This is a genomic window from Pseudomonas sp. zbq_18 (assembly GCF_043102245.1).
In the GTDB taxonomy this organism is placed as follows: Bacteria; Pseudomonadota; Gammaproteobacteria; order Pseudomonadales; family Pseudomonadaceae; genus Aquipseudomonas.
This window is the reverse complement of sequence record NZ_JBICIT010000001.1, coordinates 17,280-40,143: the sequence shown is the minus strand read 5'-3', so window position 1 is coordinate 40,143 and position 22,864 is coordinate 17,280. Positions and strand designations below refer to the sequence as shown.

General features: G+C 63.7%; 24 protein-coding genes and 3 tRNA genes. 20 read left to right on the top strand and 7 right to left on the bottom strand.

The genetic code is table 11. The annotated features are described in order from the left end of the window. Window positions 1-215 precede the first annotated feature (215 nt). The 10 genes from ACF8C6_RS00210 to ACF8C6_RS00165 all read left to right on the top strand — a co-directional run bounded on the left by ACF8C6_RS00210 (window position 216) and on the right by ACF8C6_RS00165 (window position 8,982). On the top strand, window positions 216-1,163 hold the full coding sequence (locus ACF8C6_RS00210; protein WP_392497452.1) for a YbgA family protein: 948 nt from the start codon (window positions 216-218) through the stop codon (window positions 1,161-1,163). Further along, window positions 1,160-2,086 (top strand): MerR family transcriptional regulator, encoded by a 927-nt coding sequence (locus tag ACF8C6_RS00205; RefSeq protein WP_392497450.1) that lies wholly within the window; start codon window positions 1,160-1,162, stop codon window positions 2,084-2,086. The genes ACF8C6_RS00210 and ACF8C6_RS00205 overlap by 4 nt, the downstream gene beginning before the upstream one ends. Beyond that, the gene (gene phrB / locus ACF8C6_RS00200) at window positions 2,074-3,513 is read left to right on the top strand and encodes a deoxyribodipyrimidine photo-lyase (RefSeq protein ID WP_392497448.1); all 1,440 of its coding nucleotides are present in this window, start codon (window positions 2,074-2,076) and stop codon (window positions 3,511-3,513) included. Before ACF8C6_RS00205 ends, phrB begins: the two co-directional genes overlap by 13 nt. Beyond that, on the top strand, window positions 3,506-3,928 hold the full coding sequence (locus ACF8C6_RS00195) for a nuclear transport factor 2 family protein (RefSeq protein ID WP_392497447.1): 423 nt from the start codon (window positions 3,506-3,508) through the stop codon (window positions 3,926-3,928). Before phrB ends, ACF8C6_RS00195 begins: the two co-directional genes overlap by 8 nt. Continuing rightward, entirely contained in the window at window positions 3,925-4,683 is a 759-nt protein-coding gene (locus ACF8C6_RS00190; protein ID WP_392497445.1) for an SDR family NAD(P)-dependent oxidoreductase, read from the top strand. The genes ACF8C6_RS00195 and ACF8C6_RS00190 overlap by 4 nt, the downstream gene beginning before the upstream one ends. Then, a complete protein-coding gene (locus ACF8C6_RS00185; RefSeq protein WP_392497443.1) occupies window positions 4,680-5,927 on the top strand; it encodes an NAD(P)/FAD-dependent oxidoreductase in 1,248 nt (415 codons plus the stop codon). Before ACF8C6_RS00190 ends, ACF8C6_RS00185 begins: the two co-directional genes overlap by 4 nt. Further along, entirely contained in the window at window positions 5,924-6,715 is a 792-nt protein-coding gene (locus tag ACF8C6_RS00180) for a DUF1365 domain-containing protein (protein WP_392497441.1), read from the top strand. The genes ACF8C6_RS00185 and ACF8C6_RS00180 overlap by 4 nt, the downstream gene beginning before the upstream one ends. After that, entirely contained in the window at window positions 6,702-7,976 is a 1,275-nt protein-coding gene (locus tag ACF8C6_RS00175; protein WP_392497439.1) for a class I SAM-dependent methyltransferase, read from the top strand. Before ACF8C6_RS00180 ends, ACF8C6_RS00175 begins: the two co-directional genes overlap by 14 nt. Window positions 7,977-8,060: 84 nt before the next feature. Next, complete coding sequence (locus ACF8C6_RS00170; RefSeq protein ID WP_392497437.1) at window positions 8,061-8,603, top strand: DUF2878 domain-containing protein; 543 nt, start codon at window positions 8,061-8,063, stop codon at window positions 8,601-8,603. A 70-nt stretch (window positions 8,604-8,673) separates the two neighbouring features. Beyond that, window positions 8,674-8,982, top strand: a complete 309-nt coding sequence (locus tag ACF8C6_RS00165; RefSeq protein WP_392497435.1) for a YkgJ family cysteine cluster protein — start codon at window positions 8,674-8,676, stop codon at window positions 8,980-8,982. A 230-nt stretch (window positions 8,983-9,212) separates the two neighbouring features. Here ACF8C6_RS00165 and ACF8C6_RS00160 read toward each other — a convergent pair whose 3' ends face one another. The 6 genes from ACF8C6_RS00160 to hemA all read right to left on the bottom strand — a co-directional run bounded on the left by ACF8C6_RS00160 (window position 9,213) and on the right by hemA (window position 14,690). Next, entirely contained in the window at window positions 9,213-9,725 is a 513-nt protein-coding gene (locus ACF8C6_RS00160; RefSeq protein ID WP_277689983.1) for an acyloxyacyl hydrolase, read from the bottom strand. 108 nt (window positions 9,726-9,833) lie between these two features. Beyond that, the gene (gene murI, locus ACF8C6_RS00155; protein WP_392497433.1) at window positions 9,834-10,625 is read right to left on the bottom strand and encodes a glutamate racemase; all 792 of its coding nucleotides are present in this window, start codon (window positions 10,623-10,625) and stop codon (window positions 9,834-9,836) included. After that, window positions 10,622-11,377, bottom strand: a complete 756-nt coding sequence (locus tag ACF8C6_RS00150; RefSeq protein ID WP_392497860.1) for a molybdopterin-synthase adenylyltransferase MoeB — start codon at window positions 11,375-11,377, stop codon at window positions 10,622-10,624. Before ACF8C6_RS00150 ends, murI begins: the two co-directional genes overlap by 4 nt. Window positions 11,378-11,379: 2 nt before the next feature. Beyond that, a complete protein-coding gene (prmC, locus tag ACF8C6_RS00145; RefSeq protein ID WP_392497431.1) occupies window positions 11,380-12,210 on the bottom strand; it encodes a peptide chain release factor N(5)-glutamine methyltransferase in 831 nt (276 codons plus the stop codon). Window positions 12,211-12,342: 132 nt separating this feature from the next. Next, a complete protein-coding gene (gene prfA / locus ACF8C6_RS00140; RefSeq protein WP_392497429.1) occupies window positions 12,343-13,425 on the bottom strand; it encodes a peptide chain release factor 1 in 1,083 nt (360 codons plus the stop codon). Beyond that, complete coding sequence (gene hemA / locus ACF8C6_RS00135; RefSeq protein WP_277689987.1) at window positions 13,422-14,690, bottom strand: glutamyl-tRNA reductase; 1,269 nt, start codon at window positions 14,688-14,690, stop codon at window positions 13,422-13,424. Before hemA ends, prfA begins: the two co-directional genes overlap by 4 nt. A 177-nt stretch (window positions 14,691-14,867) precedes the next feature. On the opposite strand from hemA, the gene ACF8C6_RS00130 reads away from it, so the two are divergent. The 10 genes from ACF8C6_RS00130 (at window position 14,868) to ACF8C6_RS00085 (ending at window position 22,080) form a co-directional block, all read left to right on the top strand. Then, a complete protein-coding gene (locus tag ACF8C6_RS00130; RefSeq protein ID WP_392497426.1) occupies window positions 14,868-16,595 on the top strand; it encodes a tetratricopeptide repeat protein in 1,728 nt (575 codons plus the stop codon). A gap of 2 nt (window positions 16,596-16,597) precedes the next feature. Next, window positions 16,598-17,212: a lipoprotein insertase outer membrane protein LolB gene (gene lolB / locus ACF8C6_RS00125; RefSeq protein WP_392497425.1), complete on the top strand. Its 615-nt coding sequence runs from the start codon at window positions 16,598-16,600 to the stop codon at window positions 17,210-17,212. 78 nt (window positions 17,213-17,290) lie between these two features. Next, window positions 17,291-18,166, top strand: a complete 876-nt coding sequence (ispE, locus tag ACF8C6_RS00120) for a 4-(cytidine 5'-diphospho)-2-C-methyl-D-erythritol kinase (RefSeq protein ID WP_392497859.1) — start codon at window positions 17,291-17,293, stop codon at window positions 18,164-18,166. Between the two features lie 16 nt (window positions 18,167-18,182). Then, a tRNA-Gln gene (locus tag ACF8C6_RS00115) sits at window positions 18,183-18,257 on the top strand. A gap of 25 nt (window positions 18,258-18,282) precedes the next feature. Next, window positions 18,283-18,357, top strand: a tRNA-Gln gene (locus tag ACF8C6_RS00110). Window positions 18,358-18,437: 80 nt separating this feature from the next. Further along, on the top strand, window positions 18,438-19,379 hold the full coding sequence (locus tag ACF8C6_RS00105) for a ribose-phosphate pyrophosphokinase (RefSeq protein WP_277690005.1): 942 nt from the start codon (window positions 18,438-18,440) through the stop codon (window positions 19,377-19,379). Between the two features lie 111 nt (window positions 19,380-19,490). Next, window positions 19,491-20,105: a 50S ribosomal protein L25/general stress protein Ctc gene (locus ACF8C6_RS00100; RefSeq protein WP_277689991.1), complete on the top strand. Its 615-nt coding sequence runs from the start codon at window positions 19,491-19,493 to the stop codon at window positions 20,103-20,105. Window positions 20,106-20,135: 30 nt separating this feature from the next. Beyond that, entirely contained in the window at window positions 20,136-20,720 is a 585-nt protein-coding gene (pth, locus tag ACF8C6_RS00095; protein ID WP_392497422.1) for an aminoacyl-tRNA hydrolase, read from the top strand. Window positions 20,721-20,758: 38 nt separating this feature from the next. Continuing rightward, complete coding sequence (gene ychF, locus ACF8C6_RS00090; RefSeq protein WP_392497420.1) at window positions 20,759-21,859, top strand: redox-regulated ATPase YchF; 1,101 nt, start codon at window positions 20,759-20,761, stop codon at window positions 21,857-21,859. 144 nt (window positions 21,860-22,003) lie between these two features. Next, window positions 22,004-22,080: transfer RNA gene (locus ACF8C6_RS00085), tRNA-Met, on the top strand. A 75-nt stretch (window positions 22,081-22,155) separates the two neighbouring features. Here the strand turns inward: ACF8C6_RS00085 and ACF8C6_RS00080 are convergent. After that, window positions 22,156-22,806, bottom strand: a complete 651-nt coding sequence (locus tag ACF8C6_RS00080; protein WP_392497419.1) for a hypothetical protein — start codon at window positions 22,804-22,806, stop codon at window positions 22,156-22,158. Between the last annotated feature and the right edge of the window lie 58 nt (window positions 22,807-22,864).

Genomic DNA, 22,864 nt, shown 5'->3' with positions numbered 1-22,864 from the left:
CACAGCAACTGGCCGCTTTCGGCCAGCTATTCGCCTCCGTCGGACGCCTAGGACGCCCCCACCGCGCCTGGATACAGCGTTGCTGCGGGCATCGGGGTCACGGCCGTCACCCTGCAAAAAGCTGTACACAAATTAATACTTGCACAACTTTTATCTCGCGTATTTACTTGTACAAGATTCAACTCAGGTACAAGTAATCGCGGGAGGTACAGGTTGTGGAACGTCTCAAGCTCGGTATCAGCGCCTGCCTGATCGGCGCCCCGGTACGCTTCAATGGCGGTCACAAGGAGTCGCGTCTGTGCAGCCAGGTATTGGCCGAACACTTCGACTTCGTGGCGCTGTGCCCGGAAGCCGCCATCGGCCTGGGCACGCCCCGAGAGCCCATTCGCCTGGTCGGCGATCCCGCCGCACCGCGCGCCGTGGGCACCGTACACCCCGACCGCGACCACACCCAGGCGCTGGCCGATTACGGCACGCGCATCGCCACCGAACTGCAGGATATCTGCGGCTACATCCTCATGCAGAAATCGCCCTCCTGCGGCATGGAGCGGGTCAAGGTCTACCGCGACAACGGCTACCCCGAGACCGAAGGGGGCTCCGGCATCTTCGCCGCCACCCTGGCACGCCTGCGTCCTGACCTGCCCATCGAAGAGGACGGCCGGCTGAATGACCCCGTACTGCGCGAAAACTTCCTGACCCGCGTATTCGCCTATGCCGAGTGGCAGCGTCTGCTGGCGGCTGGTCTGACCCACAAGGCGATCGGTCAGTTTCACGCCCGCTACAAATATCAGCTGATGGCCAGCCATCCGCAGCAGTACAAGGCCCTTGGCCGCCTGCTGGCCGACCTGGGCAAATACGACCCGGCCGAGTTCGGCCCGCGCTACTTCAGCCAGCTGATGGCTGCGCTGAAGCGCTGCGCCACCCGTGGCACCCACAGCAATGTGCTGCAGCACCTGAGCGGCTACCTCAAGCGTGCCCTGAGCAACGAGGACCGCCAGGAGATCGCCCACATCATCGAGCAGTACCGCCGCGGCATCGTGCCTCTGGTGGTGCCACTGACCCTGCTCAAGCACCACTTCCGCCGCCATCCGGATGACTACGTGGCCCGCCAGGCCTACCTGCAGCCACACCCGGAAAACCTCAGCCTGCGCAACGCCCTATGAGCCCGCCGGACGACTATCAGGACGCCCTCGCCCAGGGCTACCTGCCGATTCGTGAGGTGGCCCGCCATACCGGGGTCAACCCGGTAACCCTGCGCGCCTGGGAGCGCCGTTATGGGCTGATCGTGCCGCACCGCACGCCCAAGGGACACCGCCTGTATTCGCAGGAACATCTGACGCGCATCCACGCCATCCTCGGCTGGCTGGAGCGCGGCGTGGCCGTCAGCCAGGTCAAGGAACTGCTCAGCACCCGCAGCACGCCACCCGCGCCGGGCAGCAACCAGTGGCTCACCCTGCGCGCGCAACTGCTGCAGTGCATCGAGGATCTGCAGGAGCGCCAGCTGGACGAACATTTCAACCGTGCCCTGGCTCTCTACCCGCCGCGCACCCTCTGCCAGCAACTGTTCCTGCCTCTGTTCGACGAGCTGCACCAACGCTGGCAGGGCGCCCCCTTTGGCGCACAGCTGGAGCGAGTGTTCTTTTATTCCTGGCTGCGCAGCAAGCTGGGTACGCGCCTGGCGCAGAACAACCGCCAGCTCAGCGGCCCACCGCTGTTGCTGGTCAACCTGTCCGATCTGCCGCTGGAGCCGGGTCTGTGGCTGTGCGCTTGGCTGGCCAGCTGTGCCGGCAGCCCGGTGGAAGTGTTCGACTGGCCACTGCCTCTGGTCGAACTGGCCGTGGCCCTGGAGAGCCTCACCCCTCACGCCCTGCTGCTGTACTCCAGCCAGGCGCTGGACAACAGCCTGCTGCGCCGCGAGTTGCCGCGCCTCAACAACACCTGTGCCGTGCCGCTGCTGCTGGTTGGCGCAGCTGCCCACATCCATGCCGAAGACCTGCAGCACCTGCCTGGCCTGCACCTGGCCGAAGACCCCCTGGGCGCCGACCTGCACCTGCAACAACTCAAGGCCTCCCCATGCGCCAACTGATCTGGTTCCGCACCGACCTGCGCGTGCACGACAACACCGCCCTCGCTGCCGCCATGCAGGCCGGGCCGACCATCGCCCTGTTTCTGCTCAGCCCGCAGCAGTGGCTGGAACATGACGACGCCGCCTGCAAAGTCGATTTCTGGCTGCGCAACCTCAAGGAATTGCAGCAACGCCTGGCGGAGCTGAACGTCCCGCTGCTGATTCGTACCGCCGCGCACTGGCGCGATGCGCCCAAGGTGCTGGCGGATGTCTGCCGCGACCAGACCATCGGCTGCGTACAGGTCAACGAGGAATACGGCATTCACGAAACCCGCCGCGACCGGGCGGTACGACAGCACCTGGCCCTGCAGGGCGTCGAATGGCGCAGCCATCTCGACCAACTGCTGTTCCAGCCCGGCAGCGTGCTGACCCGCAGCGGCACCTACTTCCAGGTGTTCAGCCAGTTCCGCAAGGTCTGCTACCAGCACCTGCATACGGCCATGCCCGGCCTGGTGCCGACACCCAAGGCCCAGGCTCCGCTCGACCTGGCCAGCGACGCCATTCCCAAGGCGCTGCCGGAGTTCCTCTCGCCCAGCGACAACCTGCGCCAGCTCTGGCCGGCCGGTGAGGCGCATGTGCGCCAGCGGCTGGACCAGTTCGCTGACGAGGCCCTGTTGTACTACCAGGAGCAACGCGACTTTCCCGCCCGTCCCGGCACCAGCCGCCTGTCGCCCTACCTGGCCGCGGGCGTGGTGTCCCCGCGCCAGTGCCTGCATGCCGCCCTGCAAGGCAACCGTGGCGAATTCGACAGCGGCAACCCCGGCGCCATCACCTGGATCAACGAACTGCTCTGGCGCGAGTTCTACAAGCACATCCTGGTCGGCTATCCGCGCGTCTCGCGGCACCGTGCCTTCCGCCTGGAAACCGAGGCCCTGCCCTGGCGCCAGGCGCCGAGTGAGCTGGCCGCCTGGCAGCAGGGGCGCACCGGCATCCCCATCGTCGACGCGGCCATGCGCCAGCTGCTGGCCACCGGCTGGATGCACAACCGCCTGCGCATGGTGGTGGCGATGTTCCTGAGCAAGAACCTGATGATCGACTGGCGCGAAGGTGAACGGTTCTTCATGCGCCACCTGATCGACGGCGACCTGGCGGCCAACAACGGCGGCTGGCAGTGGAGCGCCTCCACCGGCACCGACGCGGCGCCCTATTTCCGCATCTTCAACCCGATCAGCCAGTCACAGAAGTTCGATCCGGACGGTCGCTTCATCCGTACCTGGGTGCCGGAACTGGCCGAACTGAACAAGCGCGACATCCACGACCCGGCGGCCCTGGGCGGATTGTTCGGCATGGCCAATTACCCGCGTCCCATCGTCGACCTGGCCCGTTCGCGTGAGCGGGTGCTGCAGGCCTTCAAGAGCCTGCCGCAAACGGAGGTTGCGCATGCCTGACTTTCTGCATCATTTCGCCGAACGCTTTGCCGAGCTGGATGCGAGCAATCTGCAGCAGCTCGACGAGCTGTATAGCGCGGACATCCTGTTCCGCGACCCGCTGCATGAGGTGCGCGGGCTGTCGGCACTGCAGGATTACTTCGCCGAACTGTATGCCAACGTCAGCCAGCTGCATTTCGACTTTCACAGCCACGACCAGATCAGTGATGGCGAAGGCTACCTGCGCTGGACCATGACCTACCGTCATCCGCGCCTGCGCGGCGGGGCCCCGATCCGGGTTGATGGCTGCTCGCACCTGCTGTGGTGGGACAAGGTCTACCAACACCGCGACTACTTCGATGCTGGCGCCCTGCTTTACGAGCACCTGCCGCTGATGGGCGGCGCCATTGCCTGGCTGAAACGGAGACTGGCATGAACAAGCGTATCTGGCTGACCGGCGCCAGCAGCGGCATTGGTGCCGCCCTGGCGGAAATCCTCCTGCAGCAAGGCCATCGCCTGGCGGTCAGCGCACGCAATGCCCAGGCTCTGCAGAGCCTGGCCAGCCGCTACCCGCAACAGGTGTTGCTGGCACCGGGCGACCTCAGTGATCGCCAGCAGGTGCGGGCTATCGGTGAACGCATCAAGGCGCACTGGGGGGCGCTGGATCAGGTGATCCTCAATGCCGGCACCTGTGAATACATCGAGGTCGAGCACTTCGAGGCCGACCTGGTCGAGCGCGTCATGCGGGCCAACCTGCTGAGCGCCAGCTACTGCGTGGAGGTCGCCCTGCCATTGCTGCGCCAGGGCCAGCGCCCGCATCTGGTGGCGGTGAGCAGCTCGGTCACCTATCTGCCCCTGCCCCGCGCCGGTGCCTACGGCGCCTCCAAGGCCGCCATGCGCTACCTGTTCGAGTCACTGCGCATCGACCTGGCGGCCAGCGGTATCGAAGTCACCCTGGTCAGTCCCGGCTTCGTCGACACGCCGCTGACGCAGAAGAACGACTTCCCCATGCCCATGCGCTGGCCGGTGGACAAAGCCGCTCGGCATATTGCCCAACGCCTGGAAAAGCGCCCCTTGGAGATTGCCTTTCCGCGCCTGTTCATCGCCACCCTGATCCTGCTCTCCCACCTGCCCGGGCGCCTGCAACTGGCTCTCGGTAAACGCCTGGCCCGTTCGGAACAACAACCATGAAAATCGCCATCATCGGCAGCGGCATCGCCGGCCTGACCAGCGCCTACCTGCTCAATCGCCAGCACGACATCACCGTGTTCGAAAGCAGCGACTGGATTGGCGGCCACACCCACACCGTGGATGTCGAGGTGGCCGGCCGGCCGTACGCCATCGATACCGGCTTCATCGTGTTCAACGACTGGACCTACCCCAACTTCATCCGCCTGCTCGACCAGCTCGGCGTTGCTTCGCAGCCCGCCGAAATGAGCTTCTCGGTGCACGACCCGGTCAGCGGCTGCGAGTACAACGGCAACAACCTCAACAGCCTGTTCGCCCAGCGCCGCAATCTGTTCTCGCCACGCTTTATCGGCATGCTGCGCGACATCCTGCGCTTCAACCGCGAGGCTCTGTTCGACCTGGAGCAGCAGCGTATCGGCGCCGATACCACGCTCGGCGACTACCTGCGCCAGCGCGGTTACGGTCAGCGCTTCATCGACCATTACATCGTGCCCATGGGCGCGGCTATCTGGTCCATGTCACTGGCCGACATGCTCAGCTTCCCCCTGCAATTCTTCGTGCGCTTTTTCAAGAATCACGGCCTGCTCTCGGTCAATGACCGCCCGCAATGGCGGGTGATCGCCGGTGGCTCGCGCAGCTACGTGGCGCCCCTGACAGCCAGCTTTGCCGAGCGCATTCGCCTGAGCTGCCCGGTGCAACAGGTCGAGCGCGACGCCGATGGCGTGACCATCCGGAGTACGCACGGCACCGAACGTTTCGACAAAGTGGTTTTCGCCTGCCACAGCGACCAGGCCCTGAGCCTGCTCAGCGCACCGAGCGAGGCCGAGCGGGACATCCTCGGTGCCCTGCGCTACGCCGACAACGACGTGGTGTTGCACACCGACACCCGCCTGTTGCCACAGCGCCGGCTGGCCTGGGCCAGCTGGAACTACCGCCTTGGTGGGCCGAGCGAGCAGCCTGCCGCCGTCACCTACAACATGAACATCCTGCAGGGTATTCGCAGCGAAACAACCTTTTGCGTCAGCCTCAACCAGACCGCAGCCATCGACCCGAGCAAGATCCTCGGCCGCTATCGCTACGCCCACCCGCAATTCAGCCTGGCCGGCATCGCGGCCCAGGCGCGCTGGCAGGAAATCCTCGGCGCTCAGCACAGCTACTACTGTGGCGCCTATTGGGCCAATGGTTTTCACGAGGACGGCGTGGTCAGCGCACTGCGTGTGGCCCGCGCCTTCGGCGAGCAACTGTGAACAGCGCGCTCTATCAAGGCTGGGTCAGCCATCGCCGCTACCTGCCGCGCGGCCACGCCTTCCGCTATCGCATGGGCCTGCTCTACCTCGACCTGAGCGAGCAGGAGGCCGTGCTGGCGCTCTCGCCACTGGCAGGCCGCTCGCGCTGGGCCCCCTTCGCCTGGCGTGAGACTGACTTCCTGCCACAGCTCACCGGCCAGGGCATGCGCCTGATCGATGCCGTGCGCCAACGTGTCGGCGAGGCCCTCGGCCACACGCCTGAAGGCCGCATCTGCCTGCTGGCACAGCCGCGCAGCTGGGGCCTGGCCTTCAACCCGGCGAGCTTCTTCTACTGCTACGACGCGCAGGATCGCCTGGCCGCCATCCTCTGCGAAGTCAGCAACACGCCCTGGCGCGAGCGTTACCACTATGTGCTGCCAGCCAACGCCGAGGGTGAGTCCCGCCATCGCGTGGCCAAGAGCTTTCACGTTTCGCCCTTCCTGCCGCGTGAGCTGGAGTACCGCATGCGCTACTCGCCACCTGGCGAACACCTGCATATCCGCATGGAGGACTGGCAGGGCGACGACAAGCTATTCGAAGCCGGGCTCGGCCTGAACCGCGTCGAACTCAGCCGTAGCAGCCTGCACCGGCACCTACTGGCGTTTCCCTGGATGACCGGCAAGACCCTGCTGGCCATCTACTGGCAGGCCCTGCGCCTGCTACTCAAGCGCACCCCGATCTTTTCCCATCGCACTGCGGACGGCGAATTTCGTACCGCACACCTGGAGCCCCGCCATGAAGAGTCCTGATCTCAGTTCCGCGAAAACCAGCGTGCGTGCCGGCAATGGCATCGGCGCCAGCTTGCTGCGCCGCGCCGTACTGCGCCAACTCGGTCAGCTGCGCCACGGCCAGCTGGCGGTAATCGAGGACGGCGAACGGCAGACCTTCGGTCGGGCCGGCTCGCCGTTGCACGCGGAAATCCAGGTGCAGGACGCTGCAGTCTGGGCGATGGTCGCCGGCAATGGCTCGATCGGCGCCGGCGAAGCCTATATCCACGGCTACTGGACCACCCCGGACCTGACCGCGGTGATCCGTGTGTTCGTCAGCAATCTCGACGTGCTGGACGGCATGGAACGCGGCCTGGCCCTGCTCGGCAGGCCGCTGCTGCAGGGCCTGCACTGGCTCAACCGCAATACCCGCAAGGGTTCGCGCAAGAACATCGCCGCTCACTACGACCTGGGCAATAGCCTGTTCGAGCAGTTCCTCGACCCGACCATGATGTACTCGGCCGCCATGTTCCAGAGCGAGCAGGACAGCCTGGAGCAGGCCCAGCTGAACAAGCTCGAGCGCATCTGCCAGAAGCTCGACCTCAAGGCCGACGACCACCTGCTGGAGATCGGCACCGGCTGGGGCAGCATGGCCATCTACGCCGCTAGCCACTATGGCTGCCGGGTGACCACCACCACCTTGTCGCGCGAGCAGTACGAGTACACCCGCCAGCGTATCGAGGAACAGGGGTTGCAGCAGCGCATCACCCTGCTGCTCAAGGACTACCGCGACCTCGACGGCCAGTACGACAAACTGGTGTCGATCGAGATGATCGAGGCAGTCGGCCATCGCTTCCTGCCCACCTATTTCAAGCAGTGCTCACGCCTGCTCAAGCCCCACGGGCAGATGCTGTTGCAGGCCATCACCATCCGCGACCAGCGCTACGAACAGGCCAAACGTTCGGTGGACTTCATCCAGCGCTACATCTTCCCCGGCGGCGCGCTGCCCTCGGTGAACACGATGCTGCAGATCGTCAGCCGCGATACCGACCTCAATCTGCACCACATGGAGGACTTCGGCCTGCACTACGCCAAGACCCTTCGCCTGTGGCACGACAACCTGCGCCACGCCCGGCACCGCCTGGAGCAGCTCGGTTACGACGACTACTTCTACCGCCTGTGGGAGTTCTACCTGTGCTACTGCGAGGGCGGCTTCCTCGAGCGCACGATCGGCACCGCCCAGCTCCTGCTGGTCAAGGAAGGGGCGCGGCCAGCGCCTTTGCTGGGCCGCTTCGATGCCTGAGCAATTCCACCCTCGCCCCTTGGGCCAGGGCCGGGCTGAGGGTAACCTCAGCCTTTTGCTGACCACCGGCCGACTCGCATGCCCATGACCGCGCCCCGCTCACTGATCCTCAACGCCCTGCTGTTTCAGGTGGGCTGGTTCGCCTGCATCTTCGGCGCCACCCGGCCCTGGCTGCTGACGGTAGCGCTGGCCTGCCTGGCCGCACACTTCATCTGGATCGCCCACTGGCGCAACGAAGGGCGTCTGGTCGCCAGCGTGGCGCTATTCGGCTGCGCCCTGGACAGCTTCCTGCTCAACCTCGGCGTGTTCGACTTCGCGGGCGATAGTCGTCTGCTGCCCGCCTGGCTGGCCCTGCTCTGGGCCCTGTTCGCCACCACCCTCAACCACAGCCTGGCCTGGAGCGCCCGCCCCTGGTGGCTGGCCAGTGTACTCGGCGCCGTAGGCGGGCCACTGTCCTACTATGCCGGCGCGCAACTGGCTGGCGTCGGCCTGCCGCTGGGGCTATGGCCAACCCTGCTGTTGCTCTCCGCCCTCTGGGCCGCCGTGATGCTGGTAGCACATGGCTTTGCGGGCATGTATCGGGCCAAGGCCTTGTCCGGGCACAGATCACCTGGTGGGCAGGCCTGATTAACGCTCGCTGCGCGCGCCTGTCGGCCAGGCAAGCCATCCTCGGTTGCCTGCCGTACACTGCGCGCCCATGACCCGCATCCCCCTCACCCAACTCCCCAGCGATTCCGCAACCAGTTGCAGCACCTGCGCGGCCTGCTGCTGTCAGCTGGAAGTCATGCTGATCACCGACACCGGCGTACCGCAGCGCTTCATCGAAACCGACGACTGGGGCGGCGAAGTAATGCGCCGCCTGGACGATGGCTGGTGTGCAGCACTGGACCGCGACAGCATGCGCTGCACCATCTACGAGTTGCGCCCGCTGATCTGCCGCGAGTTCGAACTGGGCTCGCCCGAGTGCCATGACGAGCGACGCGGCATGGTCGGCATCTATCGCTGAACGGACGGCGCAGCGGACTTCACTGGCCTATGGGAGCGGCTTCAGCCGCGATGCGCGCCAGACGAAATGATTCCGGCCAAACCGAAGTGCCGCCCGCCACTGCTGCCGGTGTACGCAGCCGAGGTGTTGCCGACATGCCCGGAGCCCGTCTGGTTAAAGCAGTTGCTCCCACCCGTTTGGCGCATAAAAAAACCGGGCATCAGGCCCGGTTTCTCATGTCTGCGGCTCGCTCAGAAGCTGGTGCGGTAATGCAGGGTGTAAGCCTCGACACCGTCGTTGGGGTTCTTGATCCCGGCGTTGGAGTAGTGCAGCGCACGGATGCCGATTTCCTGCCCGGAGAAACGCAGGCCAGCGCCGATGCGATCCTCGAACTGGAAGGACGAACCGAGGTCGTTGTCTTCCAGCTCGGTGCTGGAGAACGCCGCCACACCGATACCTGCCTCGATGTAGGGCTGTACGCTTTCACCGGAAAACTCATAAACGAAAACCGGAGCAAACGACAGGCTGTGGTTGCTGGCGGTTTCATCCCCTTCCCAATAGGTGTAGCCGGCATCCCAGTAGCCGGTCAGGCGACCGACATCACTCTGCCACCAGCTGGTATTCCAGTCCCATTGGGCGCCAAGACGGTAGACCATGGTCGAGTCACCGCTCTGGCCAATGGCTGCCGTGAAATCGACAGCCTGTGCAGAGAAACTTCCCATTGCCAAAGCAGCTGCCGTAGCCAGAGAAAGGATCTTTTTCATTCTTCTAACTTCCTGTAGTGAAAAGTATCGGCGTCATAGCGATAACCAGAGTATATAACCCCGGATTATTAAGGAAAGCCGACTAAAGCCGGATTCCTGTCTACTCGCTCAAACACAGAGCGGCTGAACGTCGGCGAGTTCAGACAATAATTTCGGCAGTACCCGGGCCATTGCCTGCGGATCGGCACTGGACCAATAGCGCGTCGCTTGCGCGGTACCGACAGCACGCAAGCCATGACGATCAAGTAGCGCCTGCAACTGACAGGCCACTGCCGCACCGGTATCCACCAGGCGCACCGACGCCGGCACCAGTTCGGCCAGCAATGGCTTGATAAAGGGATAGTGTGTGCAACCCAGGATCAGCGTGTCGCAGCCCTCGGCCAGCAGCGGCTCGACCCAGCCGCGCAGCAGTTCCCGAGTGCGTGCACTGTCCAACTCACCGGCCTCGACCTGCTCCACCAATCCCGGGCAGGGCTGGGTAATCACGCGCACGTCATGGGCGAAACGGTCGAGCAAGGCTGCGAACTTGGCGCTTTTCAGTGTGCCGGTGGTGGCCAGAACACCCACCACGCCGCTACGGGTAGCCGCTGCAGCTGGCTTCACTGCCGGCTCCATACCGACGATAGGTACCTTCGGGTAACGCTCGCGCAAATCGGCCACCGCGGCCGCCGTCGCAGTGTTGCAGGCCAGCACCAGCGCCTTGGCGCCCTGGCTCAGCAGAAACGCGGCAATCGCCTGGCTGCGTTCGCGGATGAATTCCGGGCTCTTCTCGCCGTAGGGCACATGACCACTGTCGGCCACATAGAGCAGTGACTCCTGCGGCAGACGGGCACGAATCTCGCGCAACACCGACAGGCCACCGACGCCGGAGTCGAACACACCGACTGGCGCTGCGCTCACGGGCGCGCTCCACACACCACGCAAGCGGGATCACGTTTGACCCGCAGCTCGCGAAAGCGCGAACCCAGCGCATCGATCAGCAGCAGACGGCCCACCAGGGGCTCGCCGAAACCGGCCAGCAACTTGAGCGCTTCCAGGGCCTGCAGGCTGCCTACCAGCCCGACCAGCGGGCCGACCACGCCAGCCTCGCTGCAGGTCAGCTCGGCTTCGCTGCCATGGCCATACAGGCAGTGGTAACAGGGGCTGGCCGCCTGGCGTGGGTCGAACACCGCGAGCTGGCCTTCCAGGCGGATCGCCGCGCCGGACACCAGCGGCTTGCCAGCCGCCACACAGGCCGCGTTGACGGCCTCACGGGTGCCGAAGTTGTCGCTGCAGTCCAGCACCAGATCCACGGCCGCCACGGCGGCGGCCAGCGAATCCTCATCCAGCGCCGAGCGGTACGGCACCAGGCGGATCTGCGGGTTGATCGCGGCGAGCCGGCTCATGGCCGAATCGACCTTGGCCACGCCAACCTGGTTGCCGTCGTGGATGATCTGGCGCTGCAGGTTGGTCAGGTCGACCGTATCGAAATCGGCCAGGTGCAGCTCGCCGACGCCAGCCGCCGCCAGGTACAGCGCCACCGGCGAGCCCAGGCCGCCGAGGCCAACGATCAATGCGCGGCTGTTCTTCAACCGCAGCTGTCCGTCCACGTCGATTTGCGGCAAAAGGATCTGCCGGCTGTAACGCAGCAGTTCGTCGTCGCTCAGTTCCATCGTCATGCTGGCCATTGCCCCAGGGAAATACGTTCGTGGCCACCCAGGTCGCGGCGGCTCTCGGTCAGGTGGAAACCGGCGGCACCGAGCAATGCACGCACCGCCTCGGCCTGATCATAGCCGTGCTCCAGCAACAGCCAGCCACCAGGCTGCAGGTGCTGCGGTGCCTGGCCCACGATCAGGCGGATATCGTCCAGGCCATCGGCACCGGCGACCAGGGCGCTTTGTGGCTCGAAGCGCACATCCCCCTCACCCAGGTGACGGTCATCGGCGGCGATATACGGTGGATTGCTGACAATCAGGTCGAAACGCTCGCCGGCCAGGCTGTCGAACCAGCTGCTCAGGCGAAACTCGGCATTGCCCAACTGGAGGCGTTGGCGATTGCGCTCGGCCAGGGCCACGGCTTGCGCGATGCGATCCACGCCCATCACCTGCCAACCACCGCGCTCGCTGGCCAGGGCCAGGGCGATGGCACCGGTGCCGGTGCCCAGGTCGAGTACGCGCCGCGGCGTCGCCGGGGCCAGCTGCAGAGTGGTTTCCACCAGTAGTTCAGTGTCCGGTCGGGGAATCAGGGTATGCGGCGCCACTTCCAGATCCAGGCTCCAGAAACCCTGGTGACCAAGGATATAGGCCACCGGCTCGCCGCTGCGGCGACGCCCGACCATCTGGGCGAATGCATCCAGTTGCTCGGCAGTCGGCTCGCGCTCGGGCCAGGTGCGCAGGTAGCTGCGCGGCTTGTTCAGGGCAGCGGCCAGCAGCAATTCGGCATCCAGCCGCGCGGTCGGCGAGTCGGGTAGATCGGTACTGTCGAGCAGGGTTTGGATACTGGCCATGTACAAGGTCCTATGCCTTCAACAACCCCCTCTCCCCCTGGGAGAGGGCTGGGGAAAGGGTGACATAAGCAGCTCGGAGCGGCCCGAAGATCCCTCACCCCCACCCCTCTCCCAGAGGGAGAGGGGTGTCAATCAGTCGCTCAACGCAGCCAACTGGTCGGCCTGGTACTCCTGCAGCAACGGCTCGATCACCTGCTCCACAGCGCCGCCGATCACCTCGTTCAGGGAGTACAGGGTCAGGTTGATGCGATGGTCGGTGACCCGGCCCTGGGGAAAGTTGTAGGTGCGGATGCGCTCGGAACGGTCACCGGAGCCCACCAGCAGCTTGCGCGTGTCGGAGATTTCCTTGTGCGCGGCGGCTTCCTGCTGGTCTTTCAACTTGGCCGCCAGCCAGGCCATGGCCTTGGCGCGGTTCTTGTGCTGCGAACGTTCTTCCTGGCATTCCACCACGGTGCCGGTGGGAATGTGGGTGATACGGATCGCCGAGTCGGTGGTGTTGACGTGCTGGCCGCCGGCGCCGGAGCTGCGGTAGGTGTCCACGCGCAGGTCGGCCGGGTTGATGTCGATGGCAGCCTGCTCATCCGGCTCCGGCAGCACCGCCACAGTGCAGGCCGAGGTGTGGATGCGGCCCTGCGACTCGGTTTCCGGCACACGCTGCACGCGGTGGGCGCCGGACTCGAACTTGAGCTTGGCGTAGACGTTTTCGCCCTCAACGCGCGAGATCACCTCTTTATAGCCGCCGTGCTCGCCTTCGTTGGCCGAGAGAATCTCGACTCGCCAGCCCTGGCGCTCGGCATAGCGCGAGTACATACGGAACAGGTCGCCGGAGAAGATCGCCGCCTCGTCGCCGCCAGTGCCGGCGCGGATTTCCAGGTAGACGTTGCGGCTGTCGTTGGGATCCTTGGGCAGCAGCATGCGCTGCAGGCTGTCTTCCAGCTCGAGCAGGCGCTGCTTGGCGCTGGCCACTTCTTCCTCGGCCATCTCGCGCAGGTCCGGGTCGCTGTCCTTGAGCAGCGCCTGGGCGCCCTCCAGATCGGACTGCACCTGGCACAACTCGCGGTAGCCCTGCACCACCGGCTCGACTTCGGCGTATTCCTTGGAGTACGCGCGGAACTTGCTTTGCTCGCTGATCACCTCGGCATCGCCGAGCAGCGCGGTGAGTTCCTCGAAGCGGTCTTGGAGGATGTCGAGTTTCTTCAGCAGGCTGGGTTTCATGACTTGCTCGGGCCCTCGTCGAGGGCAAAGAGTTCCTGGGCCACGGCCAGCGCTTCATAGCGACCGTCGGCAGATAGTTTCTTCAGTTTTACGCTGGGCGCGTGCAACAGCTTGTTGGTCAGGCCACGGGCCAGCTGCGCCAGTACATCTTCGACATCAACGCCATTGGCCAGCAAACGCTGGGCCCGGCTGAGTTCCTCGTCGCGCAGGCGCTCGGCCTGCTGGCGATAGGCCTTGAGCACATCCACCGCGGCCAGCTCGCGCAGGCGCTGCATGAAGTCCTCGGCGCCGCTGGCCACCAGGGCTTCGGCAGCCTGGGCGGCATCCTGACGGCTCTTGAGGTTTTCCTCGATGACTTCGTGCAGGTCGTCCACCGTATAGAGGTAGACGTCGTCCAGCTCGCCCACTTCCGGCTCGATATCCCGTGGCACGGCAATATCGACCATGAACATCGGCTTGTGCTTGCGCTGTTTCAGTGCCCGCTCCACCGCGCCCTTGCCGAGGATCGGCAGCTGGCTGGCGGTAGAGCTGATGACGATATCGCTGTACGCCAACTCCTGGGGAATGTCGGACAGCAGCACGGCATGCGCGCCGAACTGCTCGGCCAGCTGGCTGGCGCGCTCCAGGGTGCGGTTGGCGACGACGATGCGCTTGATCCCCTGGTCGTGCAGGTGACGGGCGACCAGGCTGATGGTCTCGCCGGCGCCGATCAGCAGCGCCTGGCTGCGGTGCAGGTCGGCGAAGATCTGCTTGGCCAGGCTGACGGCGGCAAAGGCCACGGAAACCGGGTTTTCACCAATGGCGGTATCGGTGCGCACCGTCTTGGCGGTACTGAAGGTGGCCTGGAACAGGCGCCCGAGCAGCGGCCCGACGGTACCGGCCTCGCGCGCGACGGCGTAGGCGGACTTCATCTGGCCGAGGATCTGCGGCTCGCCCAGCACCATGGAGTCCAGCCCGGAGGCGACACGCATCATATGGCGCACTGCATCGTTGTCCTGATGCACATAGGCGCAGGCGCGCAGGTCGTCGATATTCAGGCGGTGATAGTCGGCCAGCCAGCGCAGCACATCGTCAGCCTGCAGCTGGTCCTGCTCCAGGTACAGCTCGCTGCGGTTGCAGGTGGACAGAATCGCCGCCTCTCGGCTGGGCGTCAGACGACACAGCTGCTGCAAGGCCTCGACCAGCTGCTCGGGCGTGAACGCCACGCGCTCGCGGACGTCCACCGAGGCGGTCTTGTGATTGATGCCGAGGGCGAGGAAAGCCATGCAGGGTCGCTAAGGGAATTCGAGAGAGCGGGCGATTGTCCTACGTCGCCCATGGGAGAACAACTGTTGCGACAAATTGACCCAATAGACAAGAGCCCGAGAAAGCCCGCCACCGCGTTGGGTTTGCCTCGGGGTCTGTGTCATGATGCAAACACGCCACGGAACGCACTTTCCCTCATGAACAGAACCCTCGCGCTGCTTACCGCCTCCCTTCTGCTCGCCGGCTGCCAGAGCCTGGCCACCAACCCGGACGGTACGCCGCCGGTCGAAGATACGGCGATCAGCCCACCACCGGCCCAGGCCAAGCAATACGCTTCCTTTAGTGAGGAAACGTTGTTCGCCCTGCTCTCCGCCGAGCTGGCCGGCCAGCGCGACCGTTTCGATATCGCCCTTGGCAACTACGTGCAGCAGGCCAATGCCACCCAGGACCCCGGCGTCGCCGAGCGTGCCTTCCGCATTGCCGAATACCTGGGCGCGGAGCAGGCGGCCCTGGACAGTTCGCTGATCTGGTCGCAAAACGCACCCGACAATATCGATGCCCAGCGGGCCGTCGCCATCCAACTGGCTCGCGCCGGTCGCTATGACGAAGCCATGGAACACATGGAAAAAGTCCTGCAGGGCCAGGGCGATACCCATTTCGACTTCCTCGCCCTGTCCGCCGCCGAAACCGACCCGGACACCCGCGCCGGCCTGCTACAAAGCTTCGATCGCCTGCTGCAGAAGTATCCGGATAATGGCCAGCTGCTGTTCGGCAAAGCCCTGCTGCTGCACCAGGACGGCCGCCCCGAAGAAGCACTGACGCTGCTGGAGAACCACCCAGCCAGCGAGGAACTGATCCCGCCGCTGCTGCTCCGCGCCCGCCTGCTACAAGGCCTGAACCGTGGCGATGAAGCCGTGCCATTGCTGGAAAAAGGCATCGAACGCTTCCCTGAAGACAAACGCCTGCGCCTGACCTATGCGCGCCAACTGGTCGAACTGCAGAGGCTGGACGACGCCCGACGCGAGTTCTCCGGCCTGGTCCAGCAATTCCCCGACGATGACGACCTGCGCTACTCCCTGGCGCTGATCTGCCTGGAAGCCCAGGACTGGGACGAAGCCGCCGTGCACCTGGAAGAGCTGGTAGCACGCAACGCCCACGTCGATGCCGCGCACTTCAATCTCGGCCGCCTCTACGAGCAGCGCGAAAACACTGAAAGCGCCCTGATCGAATACGCGCTGGTCGGTCCCGGCGACGACTACCTGGCCGCCCAGGTACGCCAGACCGAAATACTCTTTGATAGCGAGCGTGCCGAAGAGGCCAGCCGCCGCCTGGCCCGCGCCCGCGATAGCCAGCCCGACTATGCCATCCAGCTGTACCTGATCGAGTCCGAGGCCCTGGCCAACCGTCAGCGTGTAGACGAAGCCTGGCAAGTGGTGGACCAAGCGCTGCAGCAGTTCCCAGGCGACACCAACCTGCTCTATACCCGCGCCATGCTGGCCGAGAAGCGTGGCGACCTGGCCGGCCTGGAGCGCGACCTGCGCACCATCATCGAGCGCGAGCCGGACAACGCCACCGCGCTCAACGCCCTCGGCTACACACTGGCCGACCGCACCACCCGCTACGAAGAAGCCAAGGCACTGATCGAGAAAGCTCACCAGCTCAACCCCGAGGACCCTGCCACCCTCGACAGCCTGGGCTGGGTCCATTATCGACTGGGTAATCTGGACGAAGCCGAGCGCTACCTGCGCGCCGCCCTGGCCAAATTCCCGGATCACGAAGTGGCCGCCCACCTGGGTGAAGTCCTCTGGGTCCGGGGCAAACAACAGGAGGCTAGCAAAGTCTGGGCCGAAGCCCTCACAGACCAACCTGACAGCCCTATCCTGCGCGCTACCATCAAGCGCTTGACCGGTTCCGAGAAGCTTTGACCATGTTGCGCCACGCCCTCGTTTTCAGCCTGATCACCCTTATAACCGGCTGCGCCGGCCTCAGCAGCCGCGAGTCCGTCGAAGGCCAGGGCGACGCCAAACGCTGGCAAGCTCACAAGGCTCAGGTCACGGCCCTCGATGGCTGGCAGATCAGCGGCAAGGTCGGCATCCGCGCCCCCAAGGACTCTGGCAGCGGCACCCTGTTCTGGCTGCAGCGCCAGGACTACTACGACATCCGCCTGTCCGGCCCCCTGGGCCGCGGCGCAGCGCGCCTCACTGGCCGCCAAGGCAATGTGCTGCTGGAGGTTGCCAACCAGGGCCGCTACGAAGCCGAATCACCCGAGGCGCTACTCGAAGAACAGCTGGGCTGGCGCCTGCCAATCTCCCACCTACTCTGGTGGGTACGCGGCCTGCCCGCCCCCGGCAGCAAAAGCCGCGTAACCCTGGATGCCAGCAGCCACCTGGCGCAGCTGGAGCAGGACGGATGGCAACTGCAGTACCTGAGCTACGCCGAACAGAATGGCTACACCCTGCCCGAGCGCATCAAGCTGCATGGCAGTAATCTCGACATCACCCTGGTGATCAAGGACTGGCAGCCACGCCAGCTGGGCCAGTAAACCGATGAACTTGTAGCCCGGATGCAATCCGGGATGACACCAGCAAAGCCCCGGATTACATCCGGGCTACGACCGCCCATGACGACCCCTGCCATTCCCTCTCACGCCGAACTGATCCTGCCCGCCCCGGCCAAGCTCAACCTGATGCTGCACATCCTCGGCCGCCGTGCCGACGGTTATCACCTGCTGCAGACGCTGTTCCAGTTTCTCGACTACGGCGACGAACTGGGCTTCTCACGGCGCGATGACGGCAAAATCATCCTGCACACCGAAATTCCCGGCGTCCCTCACGACAGCAACCTGATCGTGCGCGCCGCCCATAAGCTGCAACGTGAGAGTGGCTGCCCACTGGGCGCCGACATCTGGCTGGACAAGCGCCTGCCCATGGGCGGCGGTATCGGCGGCGGCAGCTCGGATGCGGCCACCACCCTGCTCGGCCTCGACCACCTGTGGCAAACCCATATCGGTGAAGAGCGCCTGGCGCAGCTGGGACTGGGCCTGGGCGCCGATGTGCCGGTATTCGTCCGCGGCCGCGCCGCCTTCGCCGAAGGCGTGGGCGAGCAGCTGCAGCCGGTGGAACTTGCAGAACCCTGGTTTCTGGTCGCCATCCCCCAAGTCAGCATCAGCACAGCAGAAGTTTTTGCCGACCCCGAGTTGACACGTGATACCCCCGCCATTACAGTTCGCAGCCTTCACGAGGGGGGCGGTCATAATGACTGCCAGCCAGTTGTCGAGAAACGCTACGCCGAAGTGCGTAACGCTCTGAAAACGCTCAACAAATTTGTTGACGCCAAGATGACTGGAACCGGAGCTTGTGTGTTTGGGAGCTTCCCAAACCGGGCCGATGCTGATAAAGTCTCGCGCCAACTTCCGGACACCCTGCCGAGCTTCATCGCTCGCGGCTGCAACAGGTCTCCTTTGCACCGCAGTCTTGAAACGGCAACTCGGAAGTGAATGCGGGACGCAATACAGGGGCGTCGCCAAGCGGTAAGGCAGCAGGTTTTGATCCTGCCATGCGTTGGTTCGAATCCAGCCGCCCCTGCCATCTCCCAGCATTCGACTAATACCTTAGGGGCGTCGCCAAGCGGTAAGGCAGCAGGTTTTGATCCTGCCATGCGTTGGTTCGAATCCAGCCGCCCCTGCCATACACTCGGAAGCTGTTCAAAGAGCCTGGCTTTTTGGACAGCTTTTGTTCATCGGAACCACTCCCAGGCAGGTACTGCGCGTGTCCAAGATGATGGTCTTCACGGGGAACTCCAACCCCGACCTGGCCCGGCGCATTGTGCGTCAATTGCACATCCCTCTGGGCGATGCATCCGTAGGCAAGTTCTCTGACGGCGAAATCAGCGCCGAGATCAACGAGAACGTGCGCGGCAAGGATGTTTTCATCATTCAGCCGACCTGTGCACCGACCAACGACAACCTGATGGAACTGGTGGTAATGGCTGATGCCTTCCGCCGCTCCTCGGCGACGCGTATCACTGCCGTGATCCCCTACTTCGGCTATGCCCGCCAGGATCGCCGCCCGCGCTCCGCTCGCGTGGCCATCAGCGCTAAAGTCGTGGCCGACATGCTGACCGTGGTGGGCATCGACCGCGTGCTGACCGTCGACCTGCACGCCGACCAGATCCAGGGCTTCTTCGATATCCCGGTGGACAACATCTACGGCTCCCCGGTACTGACCGACGACATCCAGGATCAGCGCTTCGAGAACCTGATGATCGTCTCCCCGGATATCGGCGGCGTCGTCCGCGCCCGCGCCGTGGCCAAGAGCCTGGGCGTCGACCTGGCGATCATCGACAAGCGTCGTGAGAAAGCCAACCACTCCGAAGTCATGCACATCATCGGTGATGTCGAAGGCCGTACCTGCGTACTGGTCGACGACATGGTCGATACCGCCGGCACCCTCTGCCACGCCGCCAAGGCGCTGAAAGAGCACGGCGCCTCGAAGGTCTATGCCTACGCCACCCACCCGGTGTTGTCGGGCCGCGCCATCGAGAACCTGGAAAATTCCGTACTGGACGCACTGGTGGTGACCAACACCATCCCGCTGTCCGCTGCCGCCCAAGCCTGCTCGCGCATTCGCCAGCTGGACATGGCCCCGGTGATCGCCGAAGCGGTTCGCCGCATCAGCAACGAAGAATCGATCAGCGCGATGTTCCGCTAAGCGGAACAGGCCTGAACGTGAAGCGCCCTGCCCCGTGCAGGGCTTTTTGCCCAACCGCCCATAACGCTGGTCGCAAGCGTGAACGCGGTTTGGTTATTTTGGAGAACTGTAATGACTGATTTTGCCCTGAATGCCGACGTGCGTTCCGACCTGGGGAAAGGTGCGAGCCGCCGCCTGCGTCGTAACGAAAACCTGGTTCCTGCCGTAATCTACGGCGGCGAGAAAGCCGCTCAATCCATCAGCCTGCAGGCCAAAGACCTGGCCAAGCTGCTGGAAAACGAAGCTGCCTTCAGCCACGTACTGGCTCTGAACGTTGCCGGCGCGACCGAAAACGTCCTGATCAAGGCCCTGCAGCGCCACCCGGCCAAAGGCTACGTGGTACACGCTGACTTCGTTCGCGTTGTCGCTGGCCAGAAGCTGACCGCTCACGTTCCGCTGCACTTCATCAACGAAGCAACTGCTGTTGGCGTCAAGCAGCAGGGTGGCGAGATTTCTCACACCATCAACGAAGTCGAAGTTTCCTGCCTGCCGAAAGACCTGCCGGAATTCATCGAAGTCGACATGGCTAAAGTAGAAGTTGGCCAGACCGTTCACCTGTCCGACCTGAAACTGCCGAAAGGTATCGAGCTGGTGGCCCTGGCCCACGGCAACGACCTGGCCGTTTCCAACATTCACGCTTCCCGCGTGAAGGATGACAGCGCTGAAGGCGAAGGCGCTGCCGAGTAATACTCGCGCGCCTGGCAAGGGGCTCCCGTCGTGACTGCCGTACAACTGATCGTCGGCCTGGGTAATCCAGGCCCTGAATACGACCAGACCCGGCATAACGCGGGAGCCCTTTTTGTTGAGCGCCTGGCCGACAGCCAACGCGTCAGCCTTGCCCTCGACAAGAAATATTTTGGCCTGGTGGGTAAATTCAGCCATCAGGGCCGCGACGTTCGTCTGCTTATCCCCACCACCTACATGAACCGCAGCGGTCAAGCCGTGGCGGCGCTGGCGAATTTCTTCCGTATCCCGGTCGACGCCATGCTGGTGGCCCATGACGAACTCGACATGCCTCCCGGCGTCGCCAAACTGAAGCTCGGCGGCGGCCACGGCGGCCATAACGGCCTGCGCGACATCATCGCGCAGTGCGGCAATCAGAACGGCTTTCACCGCCTGCGCCTCGGCATTGGCCACCCCGGCCACGCCAGCCTGGTCTCCGGCTTCGTCCTTGGGCGCGCCCCGCGCAGCGAGCAGGAGTTACTGGACAAGAGCATCGATAACGCTCTGGGCGTAGTGCCCGAAATGCTCGCCGGCGACTGGACCAAGGCCATGCAGAAGCTGCATAGCCAGAAAGCCTGACCCTTTTTCTACGACTTCATCTCCGCGAGGGATACATCATGGGATTCAACTGCGGCATCGTCGGCCTGCCCAACGTCGGCAAGTCCACCCTGTTCAACGCCCTCACCAAATCCGGCATCGCCGCGGAGAACTTTCCCTTCTGCACCATCGAGCCGAACAGCGGCATCGTACCGATGCCCGATCCTCGCCTGGATGCCCTGGCCGCCATCGTCAAGCCGGAGAAGGTCATTCCCACGACCATGGAGTTCGTCGACATCGCCGGCCTGGTGGCGGGCGCCTCCAAAGGTGAAGGTCTGGGCAACAAATTCCTCGCCAACATCCGCGAGACCGACGCCATCGCCCACGTGGTGCGCTGCTTCGAGGACGACAACGTCATCCACGTGGCCAACAGCGTCGATCCCAAGCGTGACATCGAGATCATCGACCTCGAACTGATCTTTGCCGACCTCGACAGCTGCGAGAAGCAACTACAGAAAGTCGCCCGCAACGCCAAGGGCGGCGACAAGGAAGCCCTGGCACAGAAAGCCATCCTCGAGAAGCTCATCCCCCACTTCAGCGAAGGCAAGCCGGCTCGCAGCCTGATGAAGAACATGAGCCCCGAGGAGAAGCTGATCGTCCGTGGCTTCCACCTGCTCACCAGCAAGCCGGTAATGTACATTGCCAACGTCGCCGAGGACGGTTTCGACAACAACCCGCATCTGGATGTGGTCAAGGCCATCGCCGAGGAAGAAGGCGCCATCGTCGTGCCGGTGTGCAACAAGATCGAGGCCGAGATCGCCGAGCTCGACGACGGCGAGGAGAAGGACATGTTCCTCGAATCTCTGGGTCTAGAAGAGCCGGGCCTGAACCGTGTGATCCGCGCCGGTTACTCTCTGCTCAACCTGCAGACCTACTTCACCGCCGGCGTGAAGGAAGTCCGCGCCTGGACCGTACGCATCGGCGCCACCGCCCCACAGGCTGCCGCGGTGATTCACACCGACTTCGAGAAAGGCTTCATCCGTGCTGAAGTCGTGGCCTACGATGACTTCATCCAGTACAAGGGCGAAGGCGGCGCCAAGGAAGCCGGCAAATGGCGCCTGGAAGGCAAGGATTACATCGTCAAGGATGGCGACGTGATGCACTTCCGCTTCAACGTCTAAGCCTTGCAAAAGCCCCGCTATCGCGGGGCTTTTCATTTCCGGCCTTCGGCATAGGCCGCCCTGCTAAGCGCTTGATAAAGAATCAATTTATCTGCAAAACAGGGTTGACAGCCCGCACCGACAAGAGAATAATGCGCGCCACTCGGCTACATAGCTCAGTCGGTTAGAGCGCAGCATTCATAATGCTGATGTCCCAGGTTCAAGTCCCGGTGTAGCCACCATACAAAACAAAGGGTTAGCGAAAGCTAGCCCTTTGTCGTTTCTGGGATAGTGACTACGAAATGACTACAGAGTGCCTACCCGCCTGAAACACACGACTTCACCTCAAAGACAGTCGCCTCTTCTGCCCTAGTGGCCATGAGCACCTCATCCCCATCTAGGAAAGCCACACGCTGGCCCTCCCCAAGAGTGCAAGGCGCTCTGTCATACATTTCAAAGCTGTACAGAAACCAGCGGGCCTTTTCTTCGACAAAGGTGCGGTAACTCGGCTGCTCAGTACTTACCCACCCCATTGCAAAGCCACAAAGAGCTAAGAAGCTCAAAACCTGCATGATGACGGTCAACTTCTTATACGGGACATCAGTGCGCGGGCTGTGCCAAGGGAAGATAACAGACACAAGTCTCTCGCCATCGACCAAGTGAAGCATGAGCAACATGACACCAAAGCCAAGCCCCACCACAAAAAGCACAGCCAAGATCGTCAACCCGACCGCCACCCCCTCGAATAGCGCAACGAAGGCAATCGTATGGACGAACGAACCAGGGTTTATCCCGATCAGCTTGTTTACCGTCTGAGATGCCAAGGTGATAGACAGATTAATTCCACCACCCGCCACAACGACCAAGCAGAGCTTTCCGAAAGCAGACTCGGCAAATCGGCCATAGAAGTCGGAGATATCGGAGCCCAAGGCCATTGCCCAAGCCAGCATTGAAAGCCAGAAGAACACACCGCCTAGTTCGAAGTGAAACGGCGCACCACAATGAACAAAGCGAACAGAACGACCG

Excerpts from the sequence above, each read along its gene's own strand:
- ACF8C6_RS00205 (WP_392497450.1), top strand. The coding sequence starts at position 1,160 with ATGAGCCCGCCGGACGACTATCAGGACGCCCTCGCCCAGGGCTACCTG.
- phrB (WP_392497448.1), top strand. The coding sequence starts at position 2,074 with ATGCGCCAACTGATCTGGTTCCGCACCGACCTGCGCGTGCACGACAAC.
- ACF8C6_RS00195 (WP_392497447.1), top strand. The coding sequence starts at position 3,506 with ATGCCTGACTTTCTGCATCATTTCGCCGAACGCTTTGCCGAGCTGGAT.
- ACF8C6_RS00190 (WP_392497445.1), top strand. The coding sequence starts at position 3,925 with ATGAACAAGCGTATCTGGCTGACCGGCGCCAGCAGCGGCATTGGTGCC.
- ACF8C6_RS00185 (WP_392497443.1), top strand. The coding sequence starts at position 4,680 with ATGAAAATCGCCATCATCGGCAGCGGCATCGCCGGCCTGACCAGCGCC.
- ACF8C6_RS00175 (WP_392497439.1), top strand. The coding sequence starts at position 6,702 with ATGAAGAGTCCTGATCTCAGTTCCGCGAAAACCAGCGTGCGTGCCGGC.
- ACF8C6_RS00170 (WP_392497437.1), top strand. The coding sequence starts at position 8,061 with ATGACCGCGCCCCGCTCACTGATCCTCAACGCCCTGCTGTTTCAGGTG.
- ACF8C6_RS00165 (WP_392497435.1), top strand. The coding sequence starts at position 8,674 with ATGACCCGCATCCCCCTCACCCAACTCCCCAGCGATTCCGCAACCAGT.
- ACF8C6_RS00160 (WP_277689983.1), bottom strand. The coding sequence starts at position 9,725 with ATGAAAAAGATCCTTTCTCTGGCTACGGCAGCTGCTTTGGCAATGGGA.
- ACF8C6_RS00150 (WP_392497860.1), bottom strand. The coding sequence starts at position 11,377 with ATGGAACTGAGCGACGACGAACTGCTGCGTTACAGCCGGCAGATCCTT.
- prmC (WP_392497431.1), bottom strand. The coding sequence starts at position 12,210 with ATGGCCAGTATCCAAACCCTGCTCGACAGTACCGATCTACCCGACTCG.
- prfA (WP_392497429.1), bottom strand. The coding sequence starts at position 13,425 with ATGAAACCCAGCCTGCTGAAGAAACTCGACATCCTCCAAGACCGCTTC.
- hemA (WP_277689987.1), bottom strand. The coding sequence starts at position 14,690 with ATGGCTTTCCTCGCCCTCGGCATCAATCACAAGACCGCCTCGGTGGAC.
- ACF8C6_RS00130 (WP_392497426.1), top strand. The coding sequence starts at position 14,868 with ATGAACAGAACCCTCGCGCTGCTTACCGCCTCCCTTCTGCTCGCCGGC.
- lolB (WP_392497425.1), top strand. The coding sequence starts at position 16,598 with ATGTTGCGCCACGCCCTCGTTTTCAGCCTGATCACCCTTATAACCGGC.
- ispE (WP_392497859.1), top strand. The coding sequence starts at position 17,291 with ATGACGACCCCTGCCATTCCCTCTCACGCCGAACTGATCCTGCCCGCC.
- ACF8C6_RS00100 (WP_277689991.1), top strand. The coding sequence starts at position 19,491 with ATGACTGATTTTGCCCTGAATGCCGACGTGCGTTCCGACCTGGGGAAA.
- ychF (WP_392497420.1), top strand. The coding sequence starts at position 20,759 with ATGGGATTCAACTGCGGCATCGTCGGCCTGCCCAACGTCGGCAAGTCC.